Raw genomic sequence first — 22,968 nt, forward strand, 5'->3', positions numbered from 1 at the left:
GGGAGGACAACCATGCTCAAACAAACGTGCTTTGGTCTGCTGGCCGGCGTAGTGCTAACGCTGGCCGGCACACCGGCTTCTGCCACCGAGCTCACGATCTTCTGGGCAGAATGGGATCCTGCCAATTATCTGCAAGAACTCGTTACCGAATATGAGAGGCAGACGGGCGTCAAGGTAACAGTCGAAACAACGGCTTGGCCGGCTTTCAGACCAAAGCCTTCGCCGAATTCAATGCCAGGGGCGATGCGTATGATATGGTCGTTGGCGACTCGCAGTGGCTCGGCGCCGGCTCGACTGGCGGCCACTATGTCGACCTCACCGACTTCTTCGCGAAGCACGATATCGCCGAGTTAATGGCTCCGGCCACGGTGAAGTTTTACTCCGAGTATCCTGGCGACAGCGGCAGATACTGGGCGGTCCCGCTCGAGGGCGACGCTATCGGTTGGGCCTATCGCAAAGACTGGTCGAGGATCCGAAGGAAATGGCCGACTTCCGAGCGAAGTACGGCTACGATCTCGCCGTGCCGAACACGTTCAAAGAGATGCGCGACATCGCTGAGTTCTTCTACGGCCTGCCCAGAAGAGATGGTCGGGGGCTTCGAAAGCGTGCTTTTCTCGTATGGCGGCGAGCTTGGCGACTATGCATCCTACGAGGTCGACGGTTTTATCAATTCCGACAGGGCCGTGGCCGCGCTCGAATTCTATCGGGAGCTTTACAAATTCACGCCTCCGGGCTGGGCCAACGCCAATTTCGGAGAGGAAAATCTGGCGATCACCGAAAGCCTGGCCGCGATGAGCATGAACTATTTCGCGTTCTTCCCATCGCTTACCAACGAGGCTAGCAATCGGAATGCCACCAACACCGGCTTCTTCGCCAACCCGGCCGGCCCGCAAGGTGATCAGTTCGCCCCCCTCGGGGGGCAGGGCATCTCGATCATCTCTTATTCGCAAAAGCAAGACGAAGCCCTCAAATTCCTCGAATGGTTCATCAAGGACGAAACCCAGAAGAGGTGGGCGGAGCTCGGCGGCTACACCTGCAGTGCGGCTGTGCTGAAGTCGGATGCATTTCAGAACGCCACGCCGTACAACAGGGCCTTCTATGAGACCATGTTCAAGGTGAAGGACTTCTGGGCGGTCCCGGAGTACGCCGAATTACTGCAGCAGTTTAACCAGCGTGTCTATCCATACGTGACGGGCGATCAAGGCACGGCCAGGGAGACGCTTGATGCCCTCGCCGCGGACTGGAACGCGACTTTCAAGAAGTACGGGCGCCAGTAGTCGGTGTGGTTATGGATGGGACGCATCGCGTTTCACACCGACCATCGTGGAGATGCCGAACGCCCGCTTTGCGCCTGATATTGTTGTTAGTCGTTGCCGGGACGGCAGCATGGCTCTTGGTCGGATCAATCCGGCCAGATTTGCCGCAGTTGTCGGATCTCACTACCTGCAGTGTTTCGTTTGGCGGCGGCTGTCCCTCCTTTACGCCAAGGCAGCGATCATCGGCCCGGCCGGTGGTCGGAGCTTTGCCAATCTTCTGAGATTCTGGGCGGTAGCGGCGAGGAGGAACTCATCGCGCGCGCCTGAGGGACCGCGCAGTCGCAGACGCCCAAGCCGCAAAATGCGTTTGAGATGCGCGAACAGCATCTCGACCTTCTTCCGTCGATGACGGGACCGCTCATATTCCGGCGTCGCGGCAATTGCCCTGGCGACATCGCGGGCATCCTCGTTCAGATCTCGGGGGATCTTACGAGAGGGCATATTCGGACAGCACTGCGACTTCAACTCGCAGACTTTGCAGTCGTGCTGGCTGGCGCGGTAAAGCCGCGTGCCCGCACTGGTGATGCCTGTGCGCGGCGTCTTGTAGCTGCGCCGGAACTGCACCAGCCGTTTGCCACCCGGGCAGGTGTATTCGTTCGCGTCCGGATCGAACATAAAGTCGGCGCGCGAGAAAGTGCCATCCGTCCGGTTGGACTTATCGAACACCGGGATATGCGGCGCGATCTCCCGTTCCTTGACCAACCAGGCGAGGTTCGCTGCCGATCGAGGTCGTGTGAAAACGCGATTGCAGATTGCGTATGACGGCCGCTGATTTGAGCGGTCAGCGATTGCGCACATTGGCGGGCGGGGCGTGGATCAAGCGGCGATTGCCGTCATCAGCGGCTTGACGCCGAAGATGTTGATCATGCGCTTCATGTTGTAGGCGAGCACCTGCAAGCTCATCTCGGTTTTGACCTTTTCGAGGGTGCTGGTCAGGAAATGGGTACTGCCCATCCACGCCTTGAGCGTTCCGAACGGGTGCTCGACGGTCTGCCGGCGGATGGTCATGGCGTCCGGCATGCGATCGAGCCTGTCCTGCATCTTGTCGAGGACGCCTTCGTGTTCCCAGCGCTTCAGGCGCTTGTGCTTGTCGGGCGTGCATCTGGGTTTGAGCGCGCAGGACGAACAGGCCGTGAGATTGCGATAGTGATCGATATTGTCCCGGCGGTCCGAGCGTACCTTTCCCTTGGTCAGGTGCTTGCCGGCCGGGCATGTGTAGCCGTCCTTCCCGGGGTCATAGATGAAGTCGGGAACGGTGAAGAGGCCGCGCTTGGCGTTGCCGGATGTCTGTGTTTTGGGGATGCAGGGCAACACTCCGCTGCCCTCGCAGGCCAGCACCTCGTCGCCGTTGTAATAGCCACGGTCGGCCAGCACCGTGATCTCTTCGCATCCGGTAGCGTCCCGCGCCTTTTGCCCCATCGAGGTCAGCTGCGCCCGGTCGCTGCCAATATTGGTGACCTCGTGCGCGACGATCAGATGGTGCTCGGCATCGACGGCCATCTGGACATTGTAACCAACGATGCCGGTGCCCTTGCCGCTGGTCGCCATCGACCGGGCGTCGGGATCGGTCAGGGAGACCTGTTTGTCAGGCGCGGCCTCGACCTGCTTGCCCATCTCCTTGAGGGACTGCATCTGCCGCCGCAGGCCCTCGATCTTCTCCTTGAGGCGCACCGTCTTGGCCTCGGCGACATCTTCGTCCTGCCGGTCCGCACGGTCGAGCGCCGCCAGATAGCGCGCGATGCTGGCCTCAACCTGTTCAATGCGCTTGGCGACCTTGGCCACCGTGAAGTTCTTGTCGCGGGTGTTGACGGCTTTGAACTTGCTCCCGTCGATGGCCACGACAGCCCGGGTGAACAGACTGAGCTGGCGACACAGCACGACGAACTGGGCGCAGGCCGCGCGGATCGCCGGCCCATTGTCGCGGCGGAAGTCGGCGATCGTCTTGAAGTCCGGCATCAATCGGCCGGTCAGCCACATCAGCTCGATGTTACGCTGGGTCTCCCGCTCGAGCCGGCGGCTCGACTGGATGCGGTTGAGATAGCCGTAGAGATAGATCTTCAGCAGCGTCGCGGGGTGATAGGCAGGCCGCCCGGTCGCTTCCGGCACGACCCCGGCAAAGCCCACGAGGCCGAGGTCGAGTTCGTCGATGAAGACTTCGATGACCCGGACCGGATTGTCCTGCATCACGTAATCGTCCAGGCACTCGGGAAGCAGTGTCGCTTGCCGGCGATCCTCGCCCTCGACAAACCGCTTCATCCCGACTCCCCCTCGCTGATCGGGAATCACTTTACCAAATCAACGCGTTTCCACACAGCCTGGATCCGTAGGCGCTGTCGGCGGCCAGGTACTCTGGCTTGAGGGCGAAGCGGTCCTCGGTCCTGTCAATCATGGTGCGGGCCGCTCCCACTTCGGCCTGCCGGATCGCGCGGGTGGCTTCGACGTCCAGGATGACGCCATGGTCGGTATCGATCATAATTGGTGGCGTAAGCAAAGAAGGCATGACCCTCGTGCGCTCCGGTCCACTGTGCCGCCGGATCGGAGGGTGAGATGAACTTCGGTGTGACCTCACTGGCCGCCCCGAAAGCGGCGTCATCCAGGGTTGCGAGATACTCTCGCACCGCTCGACCGGCCCCAGCGCCAAGATCGGCGGCGCGCCACTCGTCGCCCGGAATGGAGCGCTGTTTGTTGGCATCGGCTGCGATCAGGCTGGCGTCCACCGCAAACCCTTCGCCACCTACCAGGCCTTCGCTCAGGCAGCGTTCCACGACTGTCTCGAAGAGGTGTCGCAGGATGTCGCTCTGCCGGAACCGGCCATGGCGGTTGCGCGAGAAGGTAGAATGGTCAGGAACCTTGCCGTCCAATCCCAAACGGCAAAACCATCGATAGGCGAGATTAAGGTGGACCTCCTCGCAGAGCCGTCGCTCGGACCGAATGCCCATGCAGTATCCAACGAGCAGCATCCGCATCATCAACTCGGGAGCGATCGAGGGACGGCCGACGTGCTGTAGAACGGCTTCAGTTCCGAGCGGACGCTCTCCAGATCGAGGAACTGGTCGACCCTTCGAAGGAGGTGGTCATCAGGGACATGATCGTCGAGACAGAAATCGTAGAACAACTGCGCCGGTGCCACCTGCGATCCCATCATCGTCCCATTCCCTCCGGAATCAACAGATGGATGGAATCACGACACCGCCAGCCGATCAACGCCGACTAAAAAACACTATCGGCGCCATGACCTCGACCAGCGGTCGCCCGCGATGTCAGCTTTCAGGAACGGCGAACCTGCTCTATACGACCGAGATTGGTCAATACTTCCGGTTCCTGAACGAGAACATTGCGCCAGCAGCTGCCTCACCCGAGAGCTATAAATAGTCGCGGACAAACATGCCCGCGCTGTGAAGAGCGCGCCAACCGGCACTCAATCCTGCATTCCAAACCGGCCAGGCGTGAATCATATGCGGCCAAATTTCGAGACATACCTTGACGTCAGCCGCGCCAGCGGCTGCCGCGAGCCGAGTTGCGTCCGACAACAGCGTCTCGGCTGAACCGACTTGTATCAGCATTGGGGGAAATCCGCTCAGATCGGTGCGGATTCCGACGTGAAGCCGGCCGCCATTCCGATCAAAGACCGGCCACCGTTCCGATTTGAAGCCGGCCACCATTCCAATCAAAAGCCGGCCAGTTTTCGGCACTGAAGATTACCTCCTGGGTCAGCAACTTTGGCATCAATCACCTCGCCATGAACGGGGACATTTTGATGCCGGCAAAGAGAAGGCTGACCATGAGACAATTGAGACAAATGCTGCGGCTTGCCGGAAGCGGGACGAGCTCCCGCGAGATTGCGGTCGTGTTGGGGATAGCGCGCAGTACGGTGCAGGATAATTTGCAGCGTGCAGCCGCGGTTGGATTGAGCTGGCCCTTGCCGGGCGAGCTGACCGACGATGCGCTTGAGCACAAGCTCTTCAGTCGCAACGGCGTCAAACAGGGCACGCGGCGACGCACGGAACCGAACTGGGCCGATCTTGCGGTCGAGCTCAAGAAGCCCGGCGTCACATTGCTCATCCTGTGGGAGGAGTATCGTGGGTCGCATCCCGACGGTTACGGCTATAGTCGCTTCTGCGAACTCTTTCGCAGTTTCGAGCAGCGGCTTTCGCCGACGATGCGCCAGGAGCATGCGGCCGGCGACAAGGTCTTCGTCGATTATTCCGGCAAGAAGATCCCGATTGTCGATCGCAAGACCGGCGAGATCCGCGAGGCGGAGATCTTCGTGGCGGTGCTGGGTGCGTCCAGCTACACCTTTGCCGAGGCCACCTGGACGCAAACGCTTCCCGACTGGATTGGCTCGCATGTCCGGATGTTTCGTTTTTTTCACGGCGTTCCCAGACTCGTCATTCCCGACAATCTGAAGTCTGGCGTCAGTCGCGCTAGTTTCTACGATCCCGAGATCAATCGCAGCTACGGCATGATGGCTTCCCACTATGGCGTCGGCGTTCTTCCGGCACGGCCAAGAAAGCCTCGGGATAAATCGAAAGTGGAGAATGGAGTGCGTTTCGCCCAGTCCTGCATTCTGGGGCGCCTGCGCAACCAGACTTTCTTCTCGCTGGCTGAGGCCAATGCCGCCATTGCCCAGGCGCTCGATCGCATCAACGACCACGTCATGCGCCGGCTGGGCGTCAGTCGCCGGCAGCTCTTCGAGACCGTCGAGAGCCCGGCTTTGGCCAGTCTTCCACTGGAGGATTACGAGTTTGCCGAATGGCGTTTGGCCCGCGTCTCGACGGATTATCACGTCGAGTTCAAGACCTTCTTTTATTCCGTGCCCCACAGCCTCATTCGTCAGCAGGTCGATCTGAGAGCAACGGCGCGCACCATCGAGATCTTCCACCGCGGCAAGCGCGTCGCGGTGCATCAGCGCCGCCATGGAGGTCCTCGCCATGGAACCGATCCGGATCACATGCCCAGTTCCCACCGGCGCTATGCCGAATGGACGCCGGAGCGCTTTCGGCGTTGGGCCACGTCGATCGGGCCACAGACCGAAGGCCTGGTCATCGCAATTCTCGCCAGCCGTCCGCATCCAGAGCAGGGCTTTCGAACATGTCTGGGCATCCTGCGCCTGTTTCGCGACATCGATCGCAATCGGGCAGAAGCCGTGTCAGCCCGCGCTGTCGAGATCGGTGGCTTGAACTGCAAGAGCATTGCTTCGCTCATCGCCAATCACAAGGCCGCACGCCATTCCACCGAACCAACCGCCATCGTCGATCACGCCAATCTGCGTGGCCCTGATTACTTTCATTGAGGAGATCCACCCATGCTGATCAATCCCACCATCGACATGCTGCGAGAGCTCGGCCTCTACGGCATGGCAACCGCTTTCCAGGAACTCGACACGCAGCCCGAAGTGCGCGGCCTCGAGCACGGCGAATGGCTTGCCATGCTGCTCGAACGCGAGGCGACCATGCGCCGCCAGAAGCGTTTCGAGGCTCGCGCCAGGGCTGCCAAGCTTCGCCATGACGCGCAGATCGAGGATGCCGACTTCCGCGCCGCACGCGGCCTCGACCGCAATATGTTCATGGCGCTTGCCGGCTGCGACTGGATCAGAAAGCATCACGGTCTTCTTGTCACCGGACCAGCCGGCGTCGGCAAAAGCTGGCTTGCCTGCGCTCTTGGCCACCAGGCCTGCCGCGAAGACTTCTCAGTCGCCTACCACCGGGTTCCCAGGCTGTTCGCCGCCCTCGCGCTTGCAAGAGGCGACGGGCGATACGGCAGGATCCTCAAATCTCTTGCCAGGACCGACCTGCTGATCCTCGATGACTGGGGACCGGAAAAACTCAATGATGACCAACGCCGCGATCTCCTGGAGATCATTGAGGATCGCTACGAACGACGCTCAACCATCGTCACAAGTCAGGTGCCCGTGGATCGCTGGTGGGAGATTATTGCAAACCCAACTTTGGCCGACGCCATCCTGGATCGCCTCGTTCACAACGCCTATCGCATCGATCTCACCGGTGAAAGCATGCGAAAACAGCGCCCGCCAATCGTCCCCGAAAACACCGAAGCTTGACCTGAAACAAAACCCAACCCAAACATCAACGAGACCCAGGATCAGTCCGAAAAATGGCCGCCTTCAAATCGGAATGGCGGCCGGAATGAAATCGGAATGACTGGCCGGCTTCAAATCGGAATCGGTGGCCGGCTTCATCGGAACACGCAGATCGGCGAACAACGGCGAGATCCGGGGATCGCGCCGGCCAACGACATGGGAGGCGTAGGCGGTCGCCAGTTCCTCCAAATACGCCCGGTGGATGATAGGGTCGATCGCGTCCTTACTTGTTAGTGTCGCGCCGGACATCGAAAGGTCCGTCCAGGGCGAAACCAGCCAAAGACATCGCGGCAACCGCTCCCCTGCCGCGCACAATATACTGACCAAGCATAGGGTGAGGTTGCCGCCCGCACTGTCTCCACCAACCACGATGCGATCCGGCGCGATCCCTTGCCGGCTCAGAAAGCGCCATGCGGTGAGTGCGTCTTCATGTTGCGCAGGGAAAGGATGTTCCGGTGCGCGTCGATAGTCGATCGCGAGGGTGCGCATTCCCATTGCTCGACCTGCCTCGGTCACCATTCGACGATGACTTTTGAGAGAGCCGGAGCAGTAGCCACCACCGTGGAAAAAGAGCAGAACCTTATCCCTGTCGCTCTCAGGCGCTAGGGACCACTCGCCCTCAAGGCCATCGAAAACCACATCCTCGCATAGGATGTCGTCCGCAATCGGCCACACCGAACCAACCTCATCGAGCCGTGCCCGGCGTTCGTCCCAGCCCACCGGTCGTGGCTTTGACGTCAACAACCTGCGGACGGCGTTGATCTCCGTCAGATCGAGGTGTTCATCCACATCGCTCATTTTGCATTCCTTACCCCATCAAGCATAGAAAACCGGCGGCGGCATGGCGAATACGCGGGACGACAGGTCGCCCATAAACCCGCTCGTCATCTTTTAGCACTGCCCCCCGCACATGGTCGAATATTGCCGCTTCGGGTTCGTTCCACCCCTTATCGGACCAAGATCATCCTCGCTACTGGCGCCTGCAGCGGGCTCGGGCGCAACACCGCACTCAGCATCGGACGCTGCGGCGGTGACGTGTTCTCACCTACCATAGCCGGAGCGAGGACGCTTGGGCCGTCGTTGCGGAGACAGGCAACGGGTTGCAGGGCGGGAGCGTCTGCTCCTTAGAGCGGACCTGCTGTCTCGGCCAGCGCATCTGCCTGGTGAACATCTGCCTCCGATGATGCATCGAGACCAACAGGCGCACGGATCAAGCCGACGAATTCTCATGAGCGGAACGGATAGCGCAAGCTTGCGTTGCATGGCGAGGACCCGCGGAGCGTCAGTCCGTTATGCGAATGACACCGGGTGGAAAGATATCATAGCTCGGGGCCAGCTTGTCGCAGTTCTTCCCGACGGCGGCAGGCCAGACGAGGCACACGGCGTCTTTCCGACTTAGCTCGGAAGAGTGCCAGATCGGCGGCATTGACAAAATCGCGGGAGTCTCATTCTCGTTGGTCACCATTATTGCCCCCGACGCTGATGGTCACGCGATCCTGGCCGTGCTGTTCAAGTCCCGCCCGCCCTGCACGAGCCGCTCTGCGGGGTCCCCGGCCCTCGCGGATCGCCGGCATCTCGGACGAACCGCTTGACGCCTCATAACGGTGACGGAGCCTTAGGTGGCAGCTTCGCGGCGGGCCGAAACCAGCCCATACCGGGCACAGAGCTCGGTCACACTTCCGGGATCCATGTCGAGCTCGTACTTCCGGAGTAGCCCGGGCATCTTGGTTTGATCGGGCCACAGCGCCGCGAGCTCTCGGAAGTAGTTCTCGAATCCCGCAGGAGAGATCAGCTCGATGATTTCATCGTGGCGGCAACGGCGAACTGGGCTTGGTGAATGTATTCCAGGGGCTTCAGTCCTTTGGGGAATAGGTGTTGGCGGACATCGGTATAATTCTTTTGTTTCAGGGTTAGGTTGGGTCGGTGGCGGGCTGTTTCAGGCCGGATACAATCAGGCTGGTTTGCCAATCCTGCTGGCCAGTCGATCGAGCACAGCGTCGGCACTGCTCTTCAGCGGCGTGCCGCATCCGGCGGCGGCGAGTTCGCTAACAGCGGCGGGGTCGCCCGACTGTTCCATCTCGGCCGTAGCGGCGGCGGTGACGTCGATCTGCTTTTGCCTACTGCGCAGGCGCAAAAGCGTCTCCTCTGCATCTTTGAGCGACGACAGCTGGGTGGTGTTGCCGCGGCCAGCTTGCGCTGGCCGCGCGGTGTTCGGAGATTTCGTAGAGCGAAGGTTAATGATGACAAAACGGGACGCCGGGCGCAAGGATCGGAAGGGCAGGCTGATCAAGGCGGCGCAGTCGCATATCCGGCTCGGGTCTCGCCGGCTTGCGTGCGCGTGACATCACGGCCGATGCCGGCTGCGCGCTGGGCGCGCTCTATACCGCCTTCGCCGACCTGGACAAGCTCATCCTGCACGTTAATTCGGCAACCCTCGCCAGGCTCGGAGCGGCCTTGCGGCAAGAGGCGACCGGCGAGCCGAGGGCAAGGCTGGAGGCGGTGGCTAAGGAGTATCTGCGCATTGCGCGCGATTCGAACACCGCATAGCGCCGGGCGTGCCGGTGCCCGAATGGCACCTGGCCGAACGTGCGGTCCTCATCCAGCATCTGGTCGAGCCGCTCGCCATGCTGCTTCCGACGCTGACACGCCGCACCTCCTGGTGTTCGCGCGCACGCTGTTTTCCGCGGTGCATGGCGTCGTCGTCATTCCCTCGAAGACCGGTTCATCGGACTGGCCCCATCGATGTCGAAAACGAACTGCTGATTTTGTCGATACCCTCGTGCCGGCCTCAAAAGTGCGAGTTGAACAGTCGGGTTGGCCGTGAACCGCGGAAACCGGATTTAACGACCTTCAGGCCCTTGGGTGAACTTCGTATCGGCCCCAATAGGACTGCATCTGAGTAGTCGCGCCGTTAGTTGCGACGGGTGCCAAGGGCCGTACCTGACTCTATGTTCCCTTCACGATCCTGGGCTTAATCGGTCGGCGGGATTGAGCCGCGCTCTCGCGCGCCATGGCCAACCGCTTCTCGTCTTCGATGGCGCGATCGACTGCTTCGATTTCCTCTTGGAGCACCTTCAGCTCGGCTCCGTAGCTGGAGCCGTCGCTGTCCCCGATCTGAAAGCCACTTGCCCGCATAGCGTCCCGAGTGTGGTGCACGTTACGGACTCCTTCGCGTCGAGTCGCGACCAGGATTTCCCTGAACTCTTCAAGACGTTCAACGTGATTGCGAGGCATTTGCGTTCTCCTATTTCGTCGTCATCGTCGCTGACCGCGTTTCAGCACGGCAAAAACTTACGGCGCATAAGGTTTAAGCGACTCTAAAAGATACGCTCGACAGAGCATGAATGCGGAAGCTCAAATTTGAACGTCTTGAAACAGCGTGGAGCGCGGAAGCCGGAAAATTGGCTTGCGTCTGCGGCTCGGCGCGGTTGCCGGTCAACCCGGTTGCCGATTCTGGATCGCGAGGATCCGTTTCTGAGCGCACAACGACGCATGGTCTGCACAGCCTGTGCGATTGGGGAAATCGGCGCTTGGCCTTCCAAAGGCCGCTTCCAGAGCTCGCCTCCGAAGTTCAGTTACGGCGAGCCTTGAGCGCACGTGCGAGGAGCCGGGTGTCATTTAGCTGGATCACGCACGTCTCGAACTCTTTGGTCGGGCCGTGCCAGCGCAGCTCTTCGACGTTATCGAACAGCTGAGCGTCCGTGCGCAGCGTCGCCAGATTTTTGAACAAAAGCGCGAGCTCTCTACGCTTGCCGAGGGCTTCAGGCGGAAAGCTTTCAAGAGGGCCGTATCGGCCAAGCAGCCGGGCGGCTGACACCAGGCCGATGCCTTCGAGACCGGGGTAGCCATCGGCGTTATCGCCCACGAGCGCGAGGAAATCTGGAATCAAGGTCGGTTCAACTCCGAACTTCTCGCGTACGCCGGCGGCATCGCGAATTTTCTGGGTCCTGCGGTCTACCTGGACCACATGGTCACCGCGCACACACTGCGCGAGATCCTTGTCCGGCGTCCAGATGCACACCTTCTGCACGCGATCATCGGCAGCCGCGCTGTGTGCCGCGGATGCCAGCGCGTCGTCGGCTTCCAGCTCGATCATCGGCCAGACCGCCACGCCCATCGCCGCCAGGGCTCTCTCGAGGGGGTGAAACTGCGCGAACAATGTCGGCTCGATGCCATCCCCGGTCTTGTAGGCGGGCCAGAGCTGATTTCTGAACGATTCGACTACATGATCGGTAGCCACCCCAATGTGTGTGGCGCCATTCTCGATCATCTCCAACACCGTGTTCAGCACGCCGACAACGGCGCCAAACGGCTTGTCTTGGCCGTTGTTGAACCGGCGTTGGCCATAGAAGTGGCGAAACAATTCGTATGTGCCGTCTACTAAATGAACGATCATCGCGATCCTCGAAGAAACAGCATCCGGCCCGGTCTGCAAAGCTAGACCGCTTACCTTCCAGTCGCAGGCGGATACTTCTTTCTCCGCTTACTCGCTTTTGCAACAGGGGACGTTTGGTTCGCGGGAGTATCCCTTCTTCCAAACCCAGCGAAAAACGGTTTGCGATGCTGTCGCAACTTGCGCGCGCAGGACGGAAATGGCGACCGTTAGACGCTCCGATAGAACCGGTCGATCCTTCGAAGGAGGTGGTCCTTGGGAACATTATCGTCGAGACAGAAATCGTAGAACAACTGCGCCGGTGCCACCTTCGATCCCATCATCGTCCATTCCTCCAGAATCAAAAGCTGGATGAATCACGACACCGCAAGCCGATCAACGCCGACCAAATCGCCGCGGACGAAGTGGTGAAATGGTGCATGGCGACCGCTCGATGAAAAGCGGTCAACGATTGCAAAGACACCGCGTTCCTTTGCTTGGCCGGGCAATTGACCGATGCGGACGGCATCGGGGCATTCGTCGCCGAGACTGAGCAGGCGGGCGATTTGCGGCCGTCCACCTAGCGCATCAAACCCGCCGCCCGAAGGGCATCCTCGATGAGCTTCGTCCCGCCGGGCTGGCCCGATTTCGTGTGACGCGGGAACTGATGGAGGGCAGCCAAACACAATGAACTCATGACTGGACTGGATGCAATAATTTCCGGCGACACGCCCGATGCTTACAGCCGGCGATCTGCTACAATTTATTACCTATGGGCGCGGGAAGCAGACGCCGGCGAGGAATCGAGACGCAAGGCGAGGCCGGTTTGCATCGTTGTCCAGACGCCAGCAACGCCCGCAGCCTTGTTTCTCTTTCCGCCGACTTCGCAAAGACCCGACCGGTCGCGCCCGCATCTCGCCATCAGCGAAATCGAATGCCGCCGCGGCGGCCTCGACTATCCATCATGGCTGATCCTGGACGAATAACCGGGTGCAGGTCGATGAAGCCTATGATCTGGTGACGACGACGACGCTCGGCGCGTTCAGTTCCGCATTTGTCCGCAAGATTGCTGGCGTGAGCAAAGAGACGGCGCGGCGTCGATTGCGCGGCGTCATTTGTAAATAGCCGGACTGATTTTCTTGGCAGGCTTACCCGCATCGAGCGGGCCATGACTGGAGCGAGGGGCGCCCCTACGCCCTCCCCTCCCATCCCTTCCCTGACCACGGCCGCCGCTCCGTTTCACGATGCGAGGTCACTTCAACCGTCCGCAGAGCCTATAGCGAGATGCTTTATTCCGTGCTGATCGCTGCCAAAAAAGCCTGTTAACCAAATTTTTTAACCCGCCGATGCTTATTCGCGAGACTGAAGGGTGAGGTGATCATGTGTGATTCAAACATAACAGCGTTTCCGCTGCATCGGCGGCGAAAATTGGTTCAAGGTATCGCCCGGGTCCTGGAATCGAAGAACGGGGAGGACGCGAATGCCTTCTGGCGCAGTACCGCCAACACAATTCTCATTCAACTGTCCGAATCAGGAATTGCACCGGGGCTGGCCAAACAGGAAGTTGGAGCGCTTCTTCACGCTGTCTTAGGCGATATAGCCACCCGCAGTGCTGCGAAACTTGCAGAATAGAATCGGCTCAGGACGAGGGATTGCCGCGTGGATACAGGATGCGCAGCATTCAAAGACTGCGATGGTGAAATTCTGGCTGAGGAAACGGAGCTGGCTTCCAACCTTCTCCATTCCCGCTGACCAGATAGGCGGCATCTCACCCGCGGCATGGCCAAGGCGTCTTCGCCGACGAAGCCGATAAGCCTAGCCCGCCTTCCGAAACGGCTGAGAGCGGCGAGAAAGGATGAGATCGAGTTCGGCTTCGTCCTCGATGCCGGCCTGGAACAATGATATTAGCTCAGAGGCTGCGCCATGGGCCATGGTCGATGCCATGCTGCACTGGTTGGCTGTGCAATGCCGGATAAATACCCGTTGCAGCATTTCGAGGTCATTAGGGTAAATGGCGATGTCTGCTGGGTGACGCATAGGCATGCGGTATTCCTCGGAGAGCCAACGCCCTCATTCAGAAGCTCAGGGGTGGCTGCTGACTACGTTCTATCGCACCCTACGCCGTAGCCGTCATTTAACAATGATATACCGGCCGGGGTTGTACCGGCCGCGGCTACTAGCCTCGGAAGGGCCGCCGTCACTCGGGCGAGGACGTTCGCCATCCGTCGAGGCTGCAGGTCCGGGTGAGCGGTTTTCCGGCGCTGCTGTGCTAACATGGCGCCAGTCTATGCGCACAGCGCACATTCGCGAAGCAGGCGCGACAGACGGACTTTGCGGTTGGAGATGCTCAGTTCAGCCTCGACGGCATCGGGCAGCGGCAATCTGAATGCACGATGATGCGCGTTCATGCAACCACCGCCATGCCTTCGCGTTTAGCCACCTTCAATCCTGGCGAGCGATAGAAATGACGGCGTTTATTCCGATTACAATTTACCTGAATCACAAGCCGGTGGTGGTCGCGTCGATAGCCGACGCTAAGACAGCGCTTCAGCAACCGTGGCCAGTCATGGGCAAGCCATCCCGACTTGAAGCAATCCGAATGGTTGAAGAATGCCTAGCCGGACACTGCAGCCAACACGCTGCGATCGCTGCCTTCCAGACGGCCGCAACTGAACAGGGGCTTCTTAAGCGAAAGCCTCCAAGCATAGGCCTGAAGAAATTTGACCGGGTTGCTGAAGACCTGATGTGAGGTCATGCCGCCCTCGCCATCTTGAACAGCTGACATGCCTCGCCCGCCATCCCCTGTGCCGACCGCTTGCGCGACGTCCAGGCTCGGTAACACTCGGGCCAAGCGTCGCCTTGCCCTCAACGTCCAACTTATCGTCCTAGAGCGGTTTCATCGTTTCACGGAAATGCCGAACCGCTCTATCTCTTTGTTTTTGCGCAATTCCGGACGGGAGACCGTTTAGCACTTTTCGTGGAATTGCCCTAAACGTTAACGCGAATAGCCTGAGCTTCCGTTTCGACCTCGCGCTTCAGCGCTGCCTCGTGCGTTTCTTGATGCAGGATACCGAGGGACGCGCCTTTCACCCACCACCTGCTGCAGTCCTGACCGGCCGCGCTATGCGCTCAAGCGGAACCGTGTGACGTCGATGGCCGCGGCCATCAGCGTCTGCGTGTAGGTAGCTTGCGGATTGCTGAAGATCGCCTCGGTCGGCCCTTCCTCAACGATCTTACCCTGCTTCATGACGATGATGTAGTCGGCCATGGCGCGCACGACAGCGAGGTCGTGGCTTATGAACAGATACGACAGTTCATGGTCGGCCTGCAGCTTGCGCAGCAGTTCGACGATCTGCTTCTGGACGGAGCGGTCGAGTGCCGAGGTCGGCTCGTCGAGGACAACCACCTTGGGCTTGAGAATCATCGCCCGCGCGATGGCGATGCGTTGGCGCTGGCCGCCGGAGAATTCGTGCGGGTAGCGATTGCGCGCATTCGGATCAAGCCCGACCTCGCGCAAGGCCTCAACTGCGCGCAGATCGCGTTGCCTGCCCGACAGGGTCGGCTCATGCACCAGAAGTCCTTCGGTGATGACTTGGCCAACAGTCATGCGCGGCGACAACGAACCGAACGGGTCCTGGAAGACCAGCTGCAACTCACGCCGCAGCGGCCGCATGGCCCGGCGGTCGGCGACGGAAATATCGCGATCGCCAAAGCGGATGAGGCCATCACTTGGCAGGAGCCGCAGCAGGGCTCGGCCGAGCGTCGATTTTCCCGAACCGGATTCGCCGACGATGCCGATGGTCTGATTTTGTTTCAGCCGGATCGAAATGTGATCGACTGCGCGCAGGATCAGCGGCTCTCCAGCAAGAAACCCGCCGCCGATCTTGAAGGTCACTTCGACATTCCTGCCTTCGAGCAGGACCGGCGCATTTGGCGGTGGCGGCGCTTTGGTTCCGGCCGGCTCGGCGGCCAGCAGCATCTTGGTATAGGCATGCTGCGGATTGACGAAGATCGCTTCCGCCTCGCCCTCCTCGACGACTTCGCCGTAGCGCATGACATAGACGCGGTCGGCAAAGCGCCGGACAATACCGAGGTCATGGGTGATGAAGACGATCGCCATGCCGAGCTTGCGCTGCAGTTCGGCGAGCAGCATGAGGATCTGCGCCTGGATCGTCACGTCGAGCGCCGTCGTCGGTTCGTCTGCTATCAGTATGTCGGGATCGTTGGCCAGCGCCATGGCGATCATGACCCGCTGGCGCTGGCCACCCGACAATTCGTGCGGATAGGATTTCATCCGCCGCTCGGGATCGGGAATATGAACCAGCCGCAAGAGCTTGAGCGCCTCTTCGCGTGCTTGCGCCGCGCCAAGTCCGCGATGCCGGCGGATCGGTTCGATCAACTGATTGCCGATGGAATAGAGCGGATCGAGCGAGGTCATCGGCTCCTGGAAGATCATGCTGATCTTGCGGCCGCGGATCTGATTGAGCTCGGACTTGCTTAGGGTCAAAAGGTTGCGGCCGCGATAGTCGACGATGCCGGTCGCCTCGCCGTTCGAGGCCAGCAGGCTCATCGCCGCCATCATCGTCTGGCTCTTGCCGGAACCGGATTCGCCGACCACGGCAACGGTTTCGCCTGCATTGACGTGGATGTTGATGCCTTTGACGGCTTCGACCGCGCCATCGAGCGTTCGGAAGCGAACGCGAAGGCCCTTGACGCTGAGGATCGTTTCGCAAGTGTCCATCTCAACGATCCTTGGGGTCGAGAGCATCGCGCAGGCCGTCGCCGACGAAATTCAGCGCGAACAGCGTCGAGACGAGGAAGAAGGCAGGGAACAAAAGCAGCCAATTGGCGGTGCCGATGTTCTTGGCGCCGGTCGAGATCAGCACGCCCCAACTGGTCATCGGTTCCTGCACGCCGAGCCCGAGGAAGGACAGGAAACTCTCCAGGATGATGACATGCGGCACCAGCAGCGTCATGTAGATGACCACCGGGCCAAGCAGGTTGGGAATGACGTGGCGGATCAGGATGCCGCGTTGCCCGACGCCCATCGCCTCCGCCGCCTGGACGTATTCCTGCCGCCGGATCGACAGCGCTTGGCCGCGCACGATGCGCGCCATGTCGAGCCACAGCACGGCGCCGACCGCCAAGAACATCAGCACGAAGTTCCGGCCGAAGAACACCACCAGCATGATGACGAAGAAGATGAACGGCAGCGAGTAAAGCACATCGACAATGCGCATCATCACCTCGTCGACCTTGCCGCCGGCAAGGCCGGCCGTAGCACCGTAGAGCACGCCGATGACCCCCGCGACAACCCCGGCGAGCAGGCCGATGGCCAGCGAGATGCGCCCGGCCATCAGCGTTCGCGACAGCAGATCGCGGCCGGTATTGTCCGTGCCGAACAGGAAATATTGCTGCCTGATCGAAGCGCTCATCACCGCTTCTAGGCCGTCAGGCGATTTACCCTCGATCTTTGTATCATCGAAGGCATCCGAACGGTCGAGATAGCGGACATTGCGATCGTCGATTGGCTTGGGCGATGTGACGGTGACGAAGATGCGGTTGCCTTCCTGCCGCCACTCCTTGATGTCGACACGCATGCGCTTGATCGCCTCATTGAGCGCGGTTTCTATCATGTCGGCCTTCGGATAGGCCGAGAAGCTCGGCGGCGTGCGCACATGGTCGGCGTAGATGGTGGTGTATCGATGCGGCAGCAAAGACGGCCCGAACACGCTGATTACGGCGATAAAGGCAAGATAATACAGGCTGAACATGGCGGCGCGATTGGCCTTGAGCCGTGCCCAGGCATCACCCCATAGGGAGCGGCCGACGACGGCCGGAGCGGTGGCTGCGATGTCAGTCATAGCGCACCCTCGGATCGACGAAGGCATACATGACGTCGACGATCAGGTTGAAGACGATGGTGAACAGCGCGATCACCACCACGGTGCCCATGACCAGCGTGTAGTCGCGGTTGAGCGCGGCATCGACGAAATAGCGGCCGATCCCGGGAATAGAAAAGATCGTCTCGACGATGATCGAACCGGTGAGGAGCGCCGCCGCCGCTGGGCCGGTAAAGGAGACGATCGGCAGTATGGCGCCGCGCAGCGCATGCTTGACGATGACCGACCAGTCCGACAGGCCGAGCGCGCGTGCGGTGCGGATGTGGTGAGAGCGCAACGATTCGATCATCGAGCCGCGCATCAGGCGAGCGACGATGGCGATCTGCGGCAAGGCGAGCGTCAGCACCGGCCCGACCTTGTTGAGCAAGGCGCCATCGCCCCAGCCGCCGATCGGCAGCAGTTTCCAGGTCAGGCCGAACACAAGCTGGATCACCGGGGCGATGACGAAGGTCGGGATGGTGCTGCCGGCGGCGGCCAGCGCGATCACCGAGTAGTCGGCAAGCTTGTTCTGGTTGAGCGCGGCAACAGTGCCGAGGAGGCCGCCGAGCAGCAGTGCCAGGATCAGGGCCGAGGCGCCGATCTGGATTGAAACGGGCAGGCCCCGGGCAAACAATTCGGTGACGGTGAAATCCGGCATATTGTAGCTCGGGCCGAAATTGCCGCGCAGCAGATTGCCGAGATAGTGGATATATTGCAGCCAGAGCGGGTCGTTGAGGCCGAACTGCGCTTCAAGATTGGCCTTGATCTCGGGGCTGAGGCCCCGCTCCTGATTGAACGGGCCGCCAGGCGCGACACGTATCAGGAAGAACGCTATGGTCACGATGACGAACAGCGTCGGGATGGCGGTCAGGAGCCGCCGGAATACGTATCGTAGCATCGGTTCCCCGCTTTGCTAGCAAACCGGAGCCGCCGCCCCTAACGCATGACCCGAACCGAAGGTTCGGAAAGGATCACGCGCAAAATCAAGGCGTTATAGCGCCCTTTGCACGTCCCGGAGGACGCGCGGCGCTGTAAAGGAGCGGCAGTCCGGCCAAGGAGATCAGTCCTTGGAGATGAAGCGGGACGGATGCACGTCCATAACGTTGTCCTCGAAGCCATGAAGCTTCGGAGAAACGATATCCTTGTAGCTATAGTAGAGAAGCGGGATGTTACCGACCTCGTCGACAAGGATGCGCTCGGCCTCGGCGAGTTCTTTCATGCGCTGTTCGGGCTTGCCGCCGGCGGCCGCCGCCTCGTCCATGGCCTTCTCGAATTCCGGGCTGTTGTAGCCCGAATAGTTGTTGCCGCTTGCCTTGCGGGAGATGCCGAGGAAGGTTTCCGGATCCTTGTAATCGGCAATCCAGCCAGCACGCGCGACGTCGTAGTCGCCCTTCTGCTCAAGGAAGGAATAGTGGGTCTTGGTGTCGGTGTTGAGCAGCGTGACTTCGACGCCGAGCGGCTTCAACTGCTCCTGGATGGCGACCGCAGTGTTCTTGTGGTTTTCCGACGTGTTGTAGCGGATTTCCATCTTCAGCGGTTTCTCGGAGGTATAGCCAAGCTTCTCGAGTACCTTCTTGGCCTCATCCTCGCGGTCGATCTGCGACATATCCGCGTATTTGGCCATTGCCGGCGTATAGCCCTCAATGCCTGGAGGCACCATCGAATAGCCGGGCAGCATCGAGTTCTGCCAGACCTTTTCGGCAAGGAAATCGCGGTCGACTGCCATGGAGATGGCGTTGCGCAGTTCGACGTTGTCCCACGGTGCCTTGTCGGTCTTGATCGCAAAATAGTAGGTGCCGAGGTAAGGCCCGACGCGAATCTGATCGCCAAACTTGGCCTTGAGGTCGGCGAGCTGCTCGGTCGGGAGGTCGTCGTAGCTGTCGAGTTCGCCGGCCTCAAAGCGCTTCATCGCCGACGAACGATCTTCGGTCGGGATGTAGTTGACGACGTCGAGCTTGACGGTCGCAGCGTCCCAGAATTTCGGATTCTTGACCAGTTTGATGTGGTCGTTGGGAACCCACTCCGCCAGCGTATAGGCGCCGTTGGAGACCAGATTGCCCGGCTTGATCCAATCGGCGCCGAGCTTTTCCATTGAGGCCTTGTTGACCGGATAGGCCGCCTGGTGGGTCAGCATTTCGAGGAAATAGGGCGTGGGCGCCTTCAGCGTCACTTCCAGCGTATTTGCGTCGATTGCCTTGACGCCCATCTCCTCGGGCTTGGCCTTCTTGGTGTTCACCTCCTCGGCATTCTTCACGGGATAGAGCATCGAAGCGTATTCGGCGCCGGTGGCCGGGTCTTCCAGCCGTTGGAAAGCGTAGACGAAGTCATCTGCCGTGACCGGAGCACCATCCGACCAGACGGCGCCCTTGCGCAGCTTGAAGGTGTAGACGGTGCCGTCGTCCGATACTGTCCAGCTTTCGGCGGCGCCCGGGATGAGGTTCGCCTTTGCGTCCTGCATGGTCAGCCCCTGGAACAGGTCACGCAAAATATTTGCTTCGTAAATTGTCGAGGTCTTGTGCGGGTCGAGCGACTCCGATTCGGCGGCGGTGCCGCGGTTATAGACGACCTCGGCGAAGGCCGGCGTGTAGAACGTGCCGGCAGCCAAGGCCATGGTTGTGGCGAACACCGTCGCCTTCAGCATATTTTTCAGCATGGAGTTCTCCCTGTCGAGGCGGCCGTTCAGCTGCGCCTCTTGAGTGTTGACGCCCCGAAACCGATTAGATGGCCCCTTTGAGCGCGCCGCCGGTTCCCTTTCCGGCAGCTGGTGGCCAAACAGTAACGTGGCGATTTTTTATTTCAACAGACTCGTTAGGTCACCCTAAGTAAGGCGCAGCGACAGGCCACTTCGTGACCGGCAGAACAGCGGTCGAAACCATGGGCTTGCTCCGTCTCCCATTTCAAGCCTTCGTTTCTGGCCAGAAACTTGCCGTCGATTCCACTTTGCCGAAATGTCTTAATGCGTCTTTAAACAACCAAGGATTATATTTCTCGTGAGCTTCGGTATGTCTCGATGGGCGAAGGACATGAACGGCGAAGAAAGTAAGACAATCACTATAGAGTGTCATAAAACGCGCCGACTAAGACTCAAATTATGTCAGTTTAGAGAGCGGTCCGGAACTTCCGCGATTGAGTTCGCGCTGCTTTCGCCGATTTTTATCTTACTTTTGCTCGGAATAGTTGCATATGGTATCTATTTCGGTGCAAGCAACTCCGTACAGCAAATCGCGGCGGACGCCGCCCGCACGGCGATTGCCGGGCTGAACGAAGGCGAGCGCCAGGCGCTGGTGACCAGTTTCGTCAACAACAATGCCGGCGGATATCCCTTCGTCAAATCCGACAAGCTGACCTATCAGGCAAAGGACAGCACGGCCGACGGAAAACAGTTCGTCGTGTCCATCCAATACGATGCCCGCAACCTGCCGGTCTGGAATTTATTCCCGGCGCTGCCCATGCCTGGAACCACGATCTCACGCCAGTCGACAATCCGGGTTGGAGGCATCTGAATGTCGGAACCTTTGCCGAGGAGGATCGGCCGGGCCGCCCACTCAATGCTTGGCGACCTGAAGGCGAACTTCACCGTCATGACGGCGCTGTGTGCACCGTTCGCGCTGGCGCTGGCCGCCTTCGCCATCGACGAAGGCTCGATCTACACGGAGCGCCGGGAAGCCCAGGCAATGACCGATCTGGCGGCAATCACCGCCGCCTCCAACATCAACAACATTGAGGCCGCGGTGGTGACCACGCTCGGCGACAATGGAATGCCGGGTATCGTGGTTCAGAAGGCAGGACAGACGATCGCCCCGGCCCTCGGAAAAACCGTCGTGTCGGTCACCGCCGGCCGATACTCACCAGAGTCGTCGCTCGGCGTCGACAAGCGCTTCGAGGCCGGCAAGACGCCGTACAATGCCGTCCATGTCGCGCTGAAAAAGATTCCTGCCCGCTATTTCGCAAGTTCGCTTATTCCTACGCCGGTCATCGGCACCGAAGCCCTTGCCAGCGTCACGCCACAGGCGATGTTCTCGGTCGGGTCCAGGCTTCTCAGCGTCAATGGCGGCATCCTGAACTCGCTTCTCAGCGGCCTCCTGGGCACTAACATCTCGCTCAGCGTCATGGACTATAACGCCCTGATCTCGGCCGATGTGAATGTGCTTTCGTTCGTCGACGCTCTTGCCGTCCAGTTGCAACTGACAGGCGTCAGCTATTCAGACGTGCTGGCATCAAAAGCGACAGTGGGCCAGGTAGCCACGGCCCTGGCTAACGTTTCAACAGTTGGCAGCAGCAGCAAGCTCGTTCTGCAGACAATCGCGTCCAGAGCCACCAGCACGGTCAAAATCCCGCTCAATCGTCTTGTCGACCTTGGATCAATTGGCCAGTTGGGCCTCGGACAAAAGCCGGCTGGCCTTTCCGTCGATGCAAGCGCCATGGGCATGCTAACCACCGCCGCTGCACTGGCCAACGGTTCGAACCAGGTCCAGGTCAATCTCGGGGCCACCATTCCGGGGCTTACCTCGACCACGCTTGCCGTAGCCATCGGCGAACCGGCGCAATTCTCGCCATGGCTGACAATCGGCGAGAAGGGCGCCGTGGTGCGTACGGCGCAGACGCGGATCAAGCTGGTGGCATCCGTCGGCATCGGCAATTCGAATCTTGGTGGCGGCATCAGCCTGCTGGCCGTCAAACTGCCGCTGCATGTTGAGGTGGCCTCCGCCGAAGCCAGGCTGACCGACATCAGCTGCCCGACCGGGCACCCCGACAGTTTGAAGGTTACCATTGCCGCACGTCCGGGCCTTGCCTCGCTACACCTTGGCGCCAGCGATGCCGACAACAGCCCCTCCGCCTTCGCCGATTTCAGCAACCCACAGTCGTTTCAAAATGCCGAAATCGCGCAGGTCAGCGTGAAGCTTCTGTTTCTCACCCTGAATCTGATCGGCGTGAATGGTTCTGCGGCCGTTGAGATCGCCAACAACGATCCGACGATACTGACCTTCAACAGCACCGAAATCGCAAACAAGACGATAAAAACCGCTTCCACGAAAAACCTGACGCAATCTCTCACCACGTCGCTGGTCAGCAATTTGTCGCTTTCGGTCAGTGCGCTGGGCCTCGGGCTTGATGTAACCGCCCTTCTTGGAACGGTGAAGCCGGCAGTGGTGGCGCTGCTGAACGGCGTGACGGCGCCGGTCGACGAATTGGTTTACAACGTGCTTGCGGCACTGGGCGTGCATGTCGGCGAGGCAGACGTTCGGGTCATGGGCGCGACTTGCGGGCGCTCCGTGCTCGTTCAATGACGACCAAGTA

20 protein-coding genes and 4 pseudogenes are annotated in these 22,968 nt (G+C 60.2%); 9 read left to right on the forward strand and 15 right to left on the reverse strand.

Translation table 11 applies throughout. From position 1 onward, the window contains the following. Positions 1–12 precede the first annotated feature (12 nt). Positions 13–1,277 (forward strand): annotated as a pseudogene (locus A9K68_RS24905) (extracellular solute-binding protein). Between the two features lie 201 nt (positions 1,278–1,478). Here A9K68_RS24905 and A9K68_RS24910 read toward each other — a convergent pair. The 3 genes and pseudogenes from A9K68_RS24910 to A9K68_RS24920 all read right to left on the reverse strand — a co-directional run. Further along, a pseudogene (locus tag A9K68_RS24910) lies at positions 1,479–2,039 on the reverse strand (transposase); the annotation flags it as partial. A 93-nt stretch (positions 2,040–2,132) separates the two neighbouring features. Beyond that, positions 2,133–3,572: an IS1182 family transposase gene (locus A9K68_RS24915; protein ID WP_065007939.1), complete on the reverse strand. Its 1,440-nt coding sequence runs from the start codon at positions 3,570–3,572 to the stop codon at positions 2,133–2,135. Positions 3,573–3,633: 61 nt separating this feature from the next. After that, positions 3,634–4,461: pseudogene (locus tag A9K68_RS24920) on the reverse strand (transposase); the annotation flags it as partial. 26 nt (positions 4,462–4,487) lie between these two features. On the opposite strand from A9K68_RS24920, the gene A9K68_RS24925 reads away from it, so the two are divergent. Then, positions 4,488–4,688, forward strand: coding sequence for a hypothetical protein (locus A9K68_RS24925; RefSeq protein ID WP_156768296.1), 201 nt, complete (start codon positions 4,488–4,490; stop codon positions 4,686–4,688). Here A9K68_RS24925 and A9K68_RS24930 read toward each other — a convergent pair. Further along, positions 4,679–4,900 (reverse strand): annotated as a pseudogene (locus A9K68_RS24930) (alpha/beta hydrolase fold domain-containing protein); the annotation flags it as partial. The gene A9K68_RS24925 and the pseudogene A9K68_RS24930 overlap by 10 nt on opposite strands. Before the next feature lie 197 nt (positions 4,901–5,097). Between A9K68_RS24930 and istA the strand changes: the two are divergent. Both istA and istB read left to right on the forward strand, forming a co-directional pair. Continuing rightward, positions 5,098–6,609: an IS21 family transposase gene (gene istA, locus A9K68_RS24935; RefSeq protein ID WP_141246659.1), complete on the forward strand. Its 1,512-nt coding sequence runs from the start codon at positions 5,098–5,100 to the stop codon at positions 6,607–6,609. A 12-nt stretch (positions 6,610–6,621) separates the two neighbouring features. Further along, positions 6,622–7,377 carry an IS21-like element helper ATPase IstB gene (gene istB, locus A9K68_RS24940; RefSeq protein WP_065008691.1) on the forward strand — a complete coding sequence of 252 codons (756 nt, stop codon included), beginning with the start codon at positions 6,622–6,624 and terminating at the stop codon, positions 7,375–7,377. A 63-nt stretch (positions 7,378–7,440) separates the two neighbouring features. Here the strand turns inward: istB and A9K68_RS24945 are convergent, their stop codons facing one another. Both A9K68_RS24945 and A9K68_RS24950 read right to left on the reverse strand, forming a co-directional pair. Continuing rightward, positions 7,441–8,214 (reverse strand): alpha/beta hydrolase fold domain-containing protein, encoded by a 774-nt coding sequence (locus tag A9K68_RS24945; protein WP_246811229.1) that lies wholly within the window; start codon positions 8,212–8,214, stop codon positions 7,441–7,443. 1,153 nt (positions 8,215–9,367) lie between these two features. Then, positions 9,368–9,706 (reverse strand): hypothetical protein, encoded by a 339-nt coding sequence (locus tag A9K68_RS24950; protein WP_065008427.1) that lies wholly within the window; start codon positions 9,704–9,706, stop codon positions 9,368–9,370. 38 nt (positions 9,707–9,744) lie between these two features. On the opposite strand from A9K68_RS24950, the gene A9K68_RS24955 reads away from it, so the two are divergent. Beyond that, positions 9,745–9,963, forward strand: a complete 219-nt coding sequence (locus A9K68_RS24955; RefSeq protein ID WP_065008428.1) for a hypothetical protein — start codon at positions 9,745–9,747, stop codon at positions 9,961–9,963. Between the two features lie 399 nt (positions 9,964–10,362). Here A9K68_RS24955 and A9K68_RS24960 read toward each other — a convergent pair whose 3' ends face one another. The 3 genes from A9K68_RS24960 to A9K68_RS31450 form a co-directional block, all read right to left on the reverse strand. Further along, positions 10,363–10,650: a hypothetical protein gene (locus A9K68_RS24960; RefSeq protein ID WP_065008429.1), complete on the reverse strand. Its 288-nt coding sequence runs from the start codon at positions 10,648–10,650 to the stop codon at positions 10,363–10,365. Positions 10,651–10,987: 337 nt separating this feature from the next. Then, on the reverse strand, positions 10,988–11,812 hold the full coding sequence (locus A9K68_RS24965; RefSeq protein WP_065009938.1) for a 5'-3' exonuclease H3TH domain-containing protein: 825 nt from the start codon (positions 11,810–11,812) through the stop codon (positions 10,988–10,990). Positions 11,813–12,709: 897 nt separating this feature from the next. Further along, entirely contained in the window at positions 12,710–12,958 is a 249-nt protein-coding gene (locus tag A9K68_RS31450; RefSeq protein WP_203546863.1) for a hypothetical protein, read from the reverse strand. Positions 12,959–13,168: 210 nt separating this feature from the next. On the opposite strand from A9K68_RS31450, the gene A9K68_RS24975 reads away from it, so the two are divergent. Continuing rightward, on the forward strand, positions 13,169–13,420 hold the full coding sequence (locus tag A9K68_RS24975; RefSeq protein ID WP_082982140.1) for a DUF6074 family protein: 252 nt from the start codon (positions 13,169–13,171) through the stop codon (positions 13,418–13,420). A 183-nt stretch (positions 13,421–13,603) separates the two neighbouring features. On the opposite strand, the gene A9K68_RS24980 is transcribed toward A9K68_RS24975, so the two are convergent. Both A9K68_RS24980 and A9K68_RS32340 read right to left on the reverse strand, forming a co-directional pair. Then, positions 13,604–13,831 (reverse strand): hypothetical protein, encoded by a 228-nt coding sequence (locus A9K68_RS24980; protein ID WP_029355825.1) that lies wholly within the window; start codon positions 13,829–13,831, stop codon positions 13,604–13,606. Positions 13,832–14,073: 242 nt separating this feature from the next. Further along, positions 14,074–14,196, reverse strand: coding sequence for a hypothetical protein (locus tag A9K68_RS32340; protein WP_281409486.1), 123 nt, complete (start codon positions 14,194–14,196; stop codon positions 14,074–14,076). 56 nt (positions 14,197–14,252) lie between these two features. Here A9K68_RS32340 and A9K68_RS24985 point away from each other — a divergent pair, with 56 nt between their 5' ends. Continuing rightward, complete coding sequence (locus A9K68_RS24985; protein ID WP_065006295.1) at positions 14,253–14,537, forward strand: DUF982 domain-containing protein; 285 nt, start codon at positions 14,253–14,255, stop codon at positions 14,535–14,537. A gap of 372 nt (positions 14,538–14,909) precedes the next feature. Here the strand turns inward: A9K68_RS24985 and A9K68_RS24990 are convergent, their stop codons facing one another. The 4 genes from A9K68_RS24990 to A9K68_RS25005 all read right to left on the reverse strand — a co-directional run bounded on the left by A9K68_RS24990 (position 14,910) and on the right by A9K68_RS25005 (position 20,323). Beyond that, a complete protein-coding gene (locus tag A9K68_RS24990; protein WP_065006321.1) occupies positions 14,910–16,529 on the reverse strand; it encodes an ABC transporter ATP-binding protein in 1,620 nt (539 codons plus the stop codon). A 1-nt stretch (position 16,530) separates the two neighbouring features. Next, a complete protein-coding gene (locus A9K68_RS24995; RefSeq protein WP_065006294.1) occupies positions 16,531–17,652 on the reverse strand; it encodes an ABC transporter permease subunit in 1,122 nt (373 codons plus the stop codon). Then, entirely contained in the window at positions 17,645–18,568 is a 924-nt protein-coding gene (locus A9K68_RS25000) for an ABC transporter permease subunit (protein ID WP_065006293.1), read from the reverse strand. The genes A9K68_RS24995 and A9K68_RS25000 overlap by 8 nt, the downstream gene beginning before the upstream one ends. A 162-nt stretch (positions 18,569–18,730) precedes the next feature. After that, positions 18,731–20,323, reverse strand: a complete 1,593-nt coding sequence (locus tag A9K68_RS25005) for a peptide ABC transporter substrate-binding protein (RefSeq protein ID WP_065006292.1) — start codon at positions 20,321–20,323, stop codon at positions 18,731–18,733. Positions 20,324–20,693: 370 nt separating this feature from the next. On the opposite strand from A9K68_RS25005, the gene A9K68_RS25010 reads away from it, so the two are divergent. Further along, positions 20,694–21,173 (forward strand): TadE/TadG family type IV pilus assembly protein, encoded by a 480-nt coding sequence (locus tag A9K68_RS25010; RefSeq protein ID WP_082982138.1) that lies wholly within the window; start codon positions 20,694–20,696, stop codon positions 21,171–21,173. Further along, on the forward strand, positions 21,174–22,958 hold the full coding sequence (locus A9K68_RS25015) for a pilus assembly protein TadG-related protein (protein WP_065006291.1): 1,785 nt from the start codon (positions 21,174–21,176) through the stop codon (positions 22,956–22,958). Positions 22,959–22,968: the final 10 nt, after the last annotated feature.

This window comes from Mesorhizobium sp. AA22 (genome assembly GCF_001672375.2).
GTDB classification, from domain to species: domain Bacteria; phylum Pseudomonadota; class Alphaproteobacteria; order Rhizobiales; family Rhizobiaceae; genus Mesorhizobium; species Mesorhizobium wenxiniae.

What these genes read in the sequence shown, in the direction of transcription:
- A9K68_RS24915 (WP_065007939.1), bottom strand. Translation starts at nt 3,572, where the DNA reads ATGAAGCGGTTTGTCGAGGGCGAGGATCGCCGGCAAGCGACACTGCTT.
- A9K68_RS24925 (WP_156768296.1), top strand. Translation starts at nt 4,488, where the DNA reads ATGGATGGAATCACGACACCGCCAGCCGATCAACGCCGACTAAAAAAC.
- istA (WP_141246659.1), top strand. Translation starts at nt 5,098, where the DNA reads ATGAGACAATTGAGACAAATGCTGCGGCTTGCCGGAAGCGGGACGAGC.
- istB (WP_065008691.1), top strand. Translation starts at nt 6,622, where the DNA reads ATGCTGATCAATCCCACCATCGACATGCTGCGAGAGCTCGGCCTCTAC.
- A9K68_RS24945 (WP_246811229.1), bottom strand. Translation starts at nt 8,214, where the DNA reads ATGAGCGATGTGGATGAACACCTCGATCTGACGGAGATCAACGCCGTC.
- A9K68_RS24960 (WP_065008429.1), bottom strand. Translation starts at nt 10,650, where the DNA reads ATGCCTCGCAATCACGTTGAACGTCTTGAAGAGTTCAGGGAAATCCTG.
- A9K68_RS24965 (WP_065009938.1), bottom strand. Translation starts at nt 11,812, where the DNA reads ATGATCGTTCATTTAGTAGACGGCACATACGAATTGTTTCGCCACTTC.
- A9K68_RS31450 (WP_203546863.1), bottom strand. Translation starts at nt 12,958, where the DNA reads ATGGCCCGCTCGATGCGGGTAAGCCTGCCAAGAAAATCAGTCCGGCTA.
- A9K68_RS24975 (WP_082982140.1), top strand. Translation starts at nt 13,169, where the DNA reads ATGTGTGATTCAAACATAACAGCGTTTCCGCTGCATCGGCGGCGAAAA.
- A9K68_RS24980 (WP_029355825.1), bottom strand. Translation starts at nt 13,831, where the DNA reads ATGCCTATGCGTCACCCAGCAGACATCGCCATTTACCCTAATGACCTC.
- A9K68_RS32340 (WP_281409486.1), bottom strand. Translation starts at nt 14,196, where the DNA reads ATGAACGCGCATCATCGTGCATTCAGATTGCCGCTGCCCGATGCCGTC.
- A9K68_RS24985 (WP_065006295.1), top strand. Translation starts at nt 14,253, where the DNA reads ATGACGGCGTTTATTCCGATTACAATTTACCTGAATCACAAGCCGGTG.
- A9K68_RS24990 (WP_065006321.1), bottom strand. Translation starts at nt 16,529, where the DNA reads ATGGACACTTGCGAAACGATCCTCAGCGTCAAGGGCCTTCGCGTTCGC.
- A9K68_RS24995 (WP_065006294.1), bottom strand. Translation starts at nt 17,652, where the DNA reads ATGACTGACATCGCAGCCACCGCTCCGGCCGTCGTCGGCCGCTCCCTA.
- A9K68_RS25000 (WP_065006293.1), bottom strand. Translation starts at nt 18,568, where the DNA reads ATGCTACGATACGTATTCCGGCGGCTCCTGACCGCCATCCCGACGCTG.
- A9K68_RS25005 (WP_065006292.1), bottom strand. Translation starts at nt 20,323, where the DNA reads ATGCTGAAAAATATGCTGAAGGCGACGGTGTTCGCCACAACCATGGCC.
- A9K68_RS25010 (WP_082982138.1), top strand. Translation starts at nt 20,694, where the DNA reads ATGAACGGCGAAGAAAGTAAGACAATCACTATAGAGTGTCATAAAACG.
- A9K68_RS25015 (WP_065006291.1), top strand. Translation starts at nt 21,174, where the DNA reads ATGTCGGAACCTTTGCCGAGGAGGATCGGCCGGGCCGCCCACTCAATG.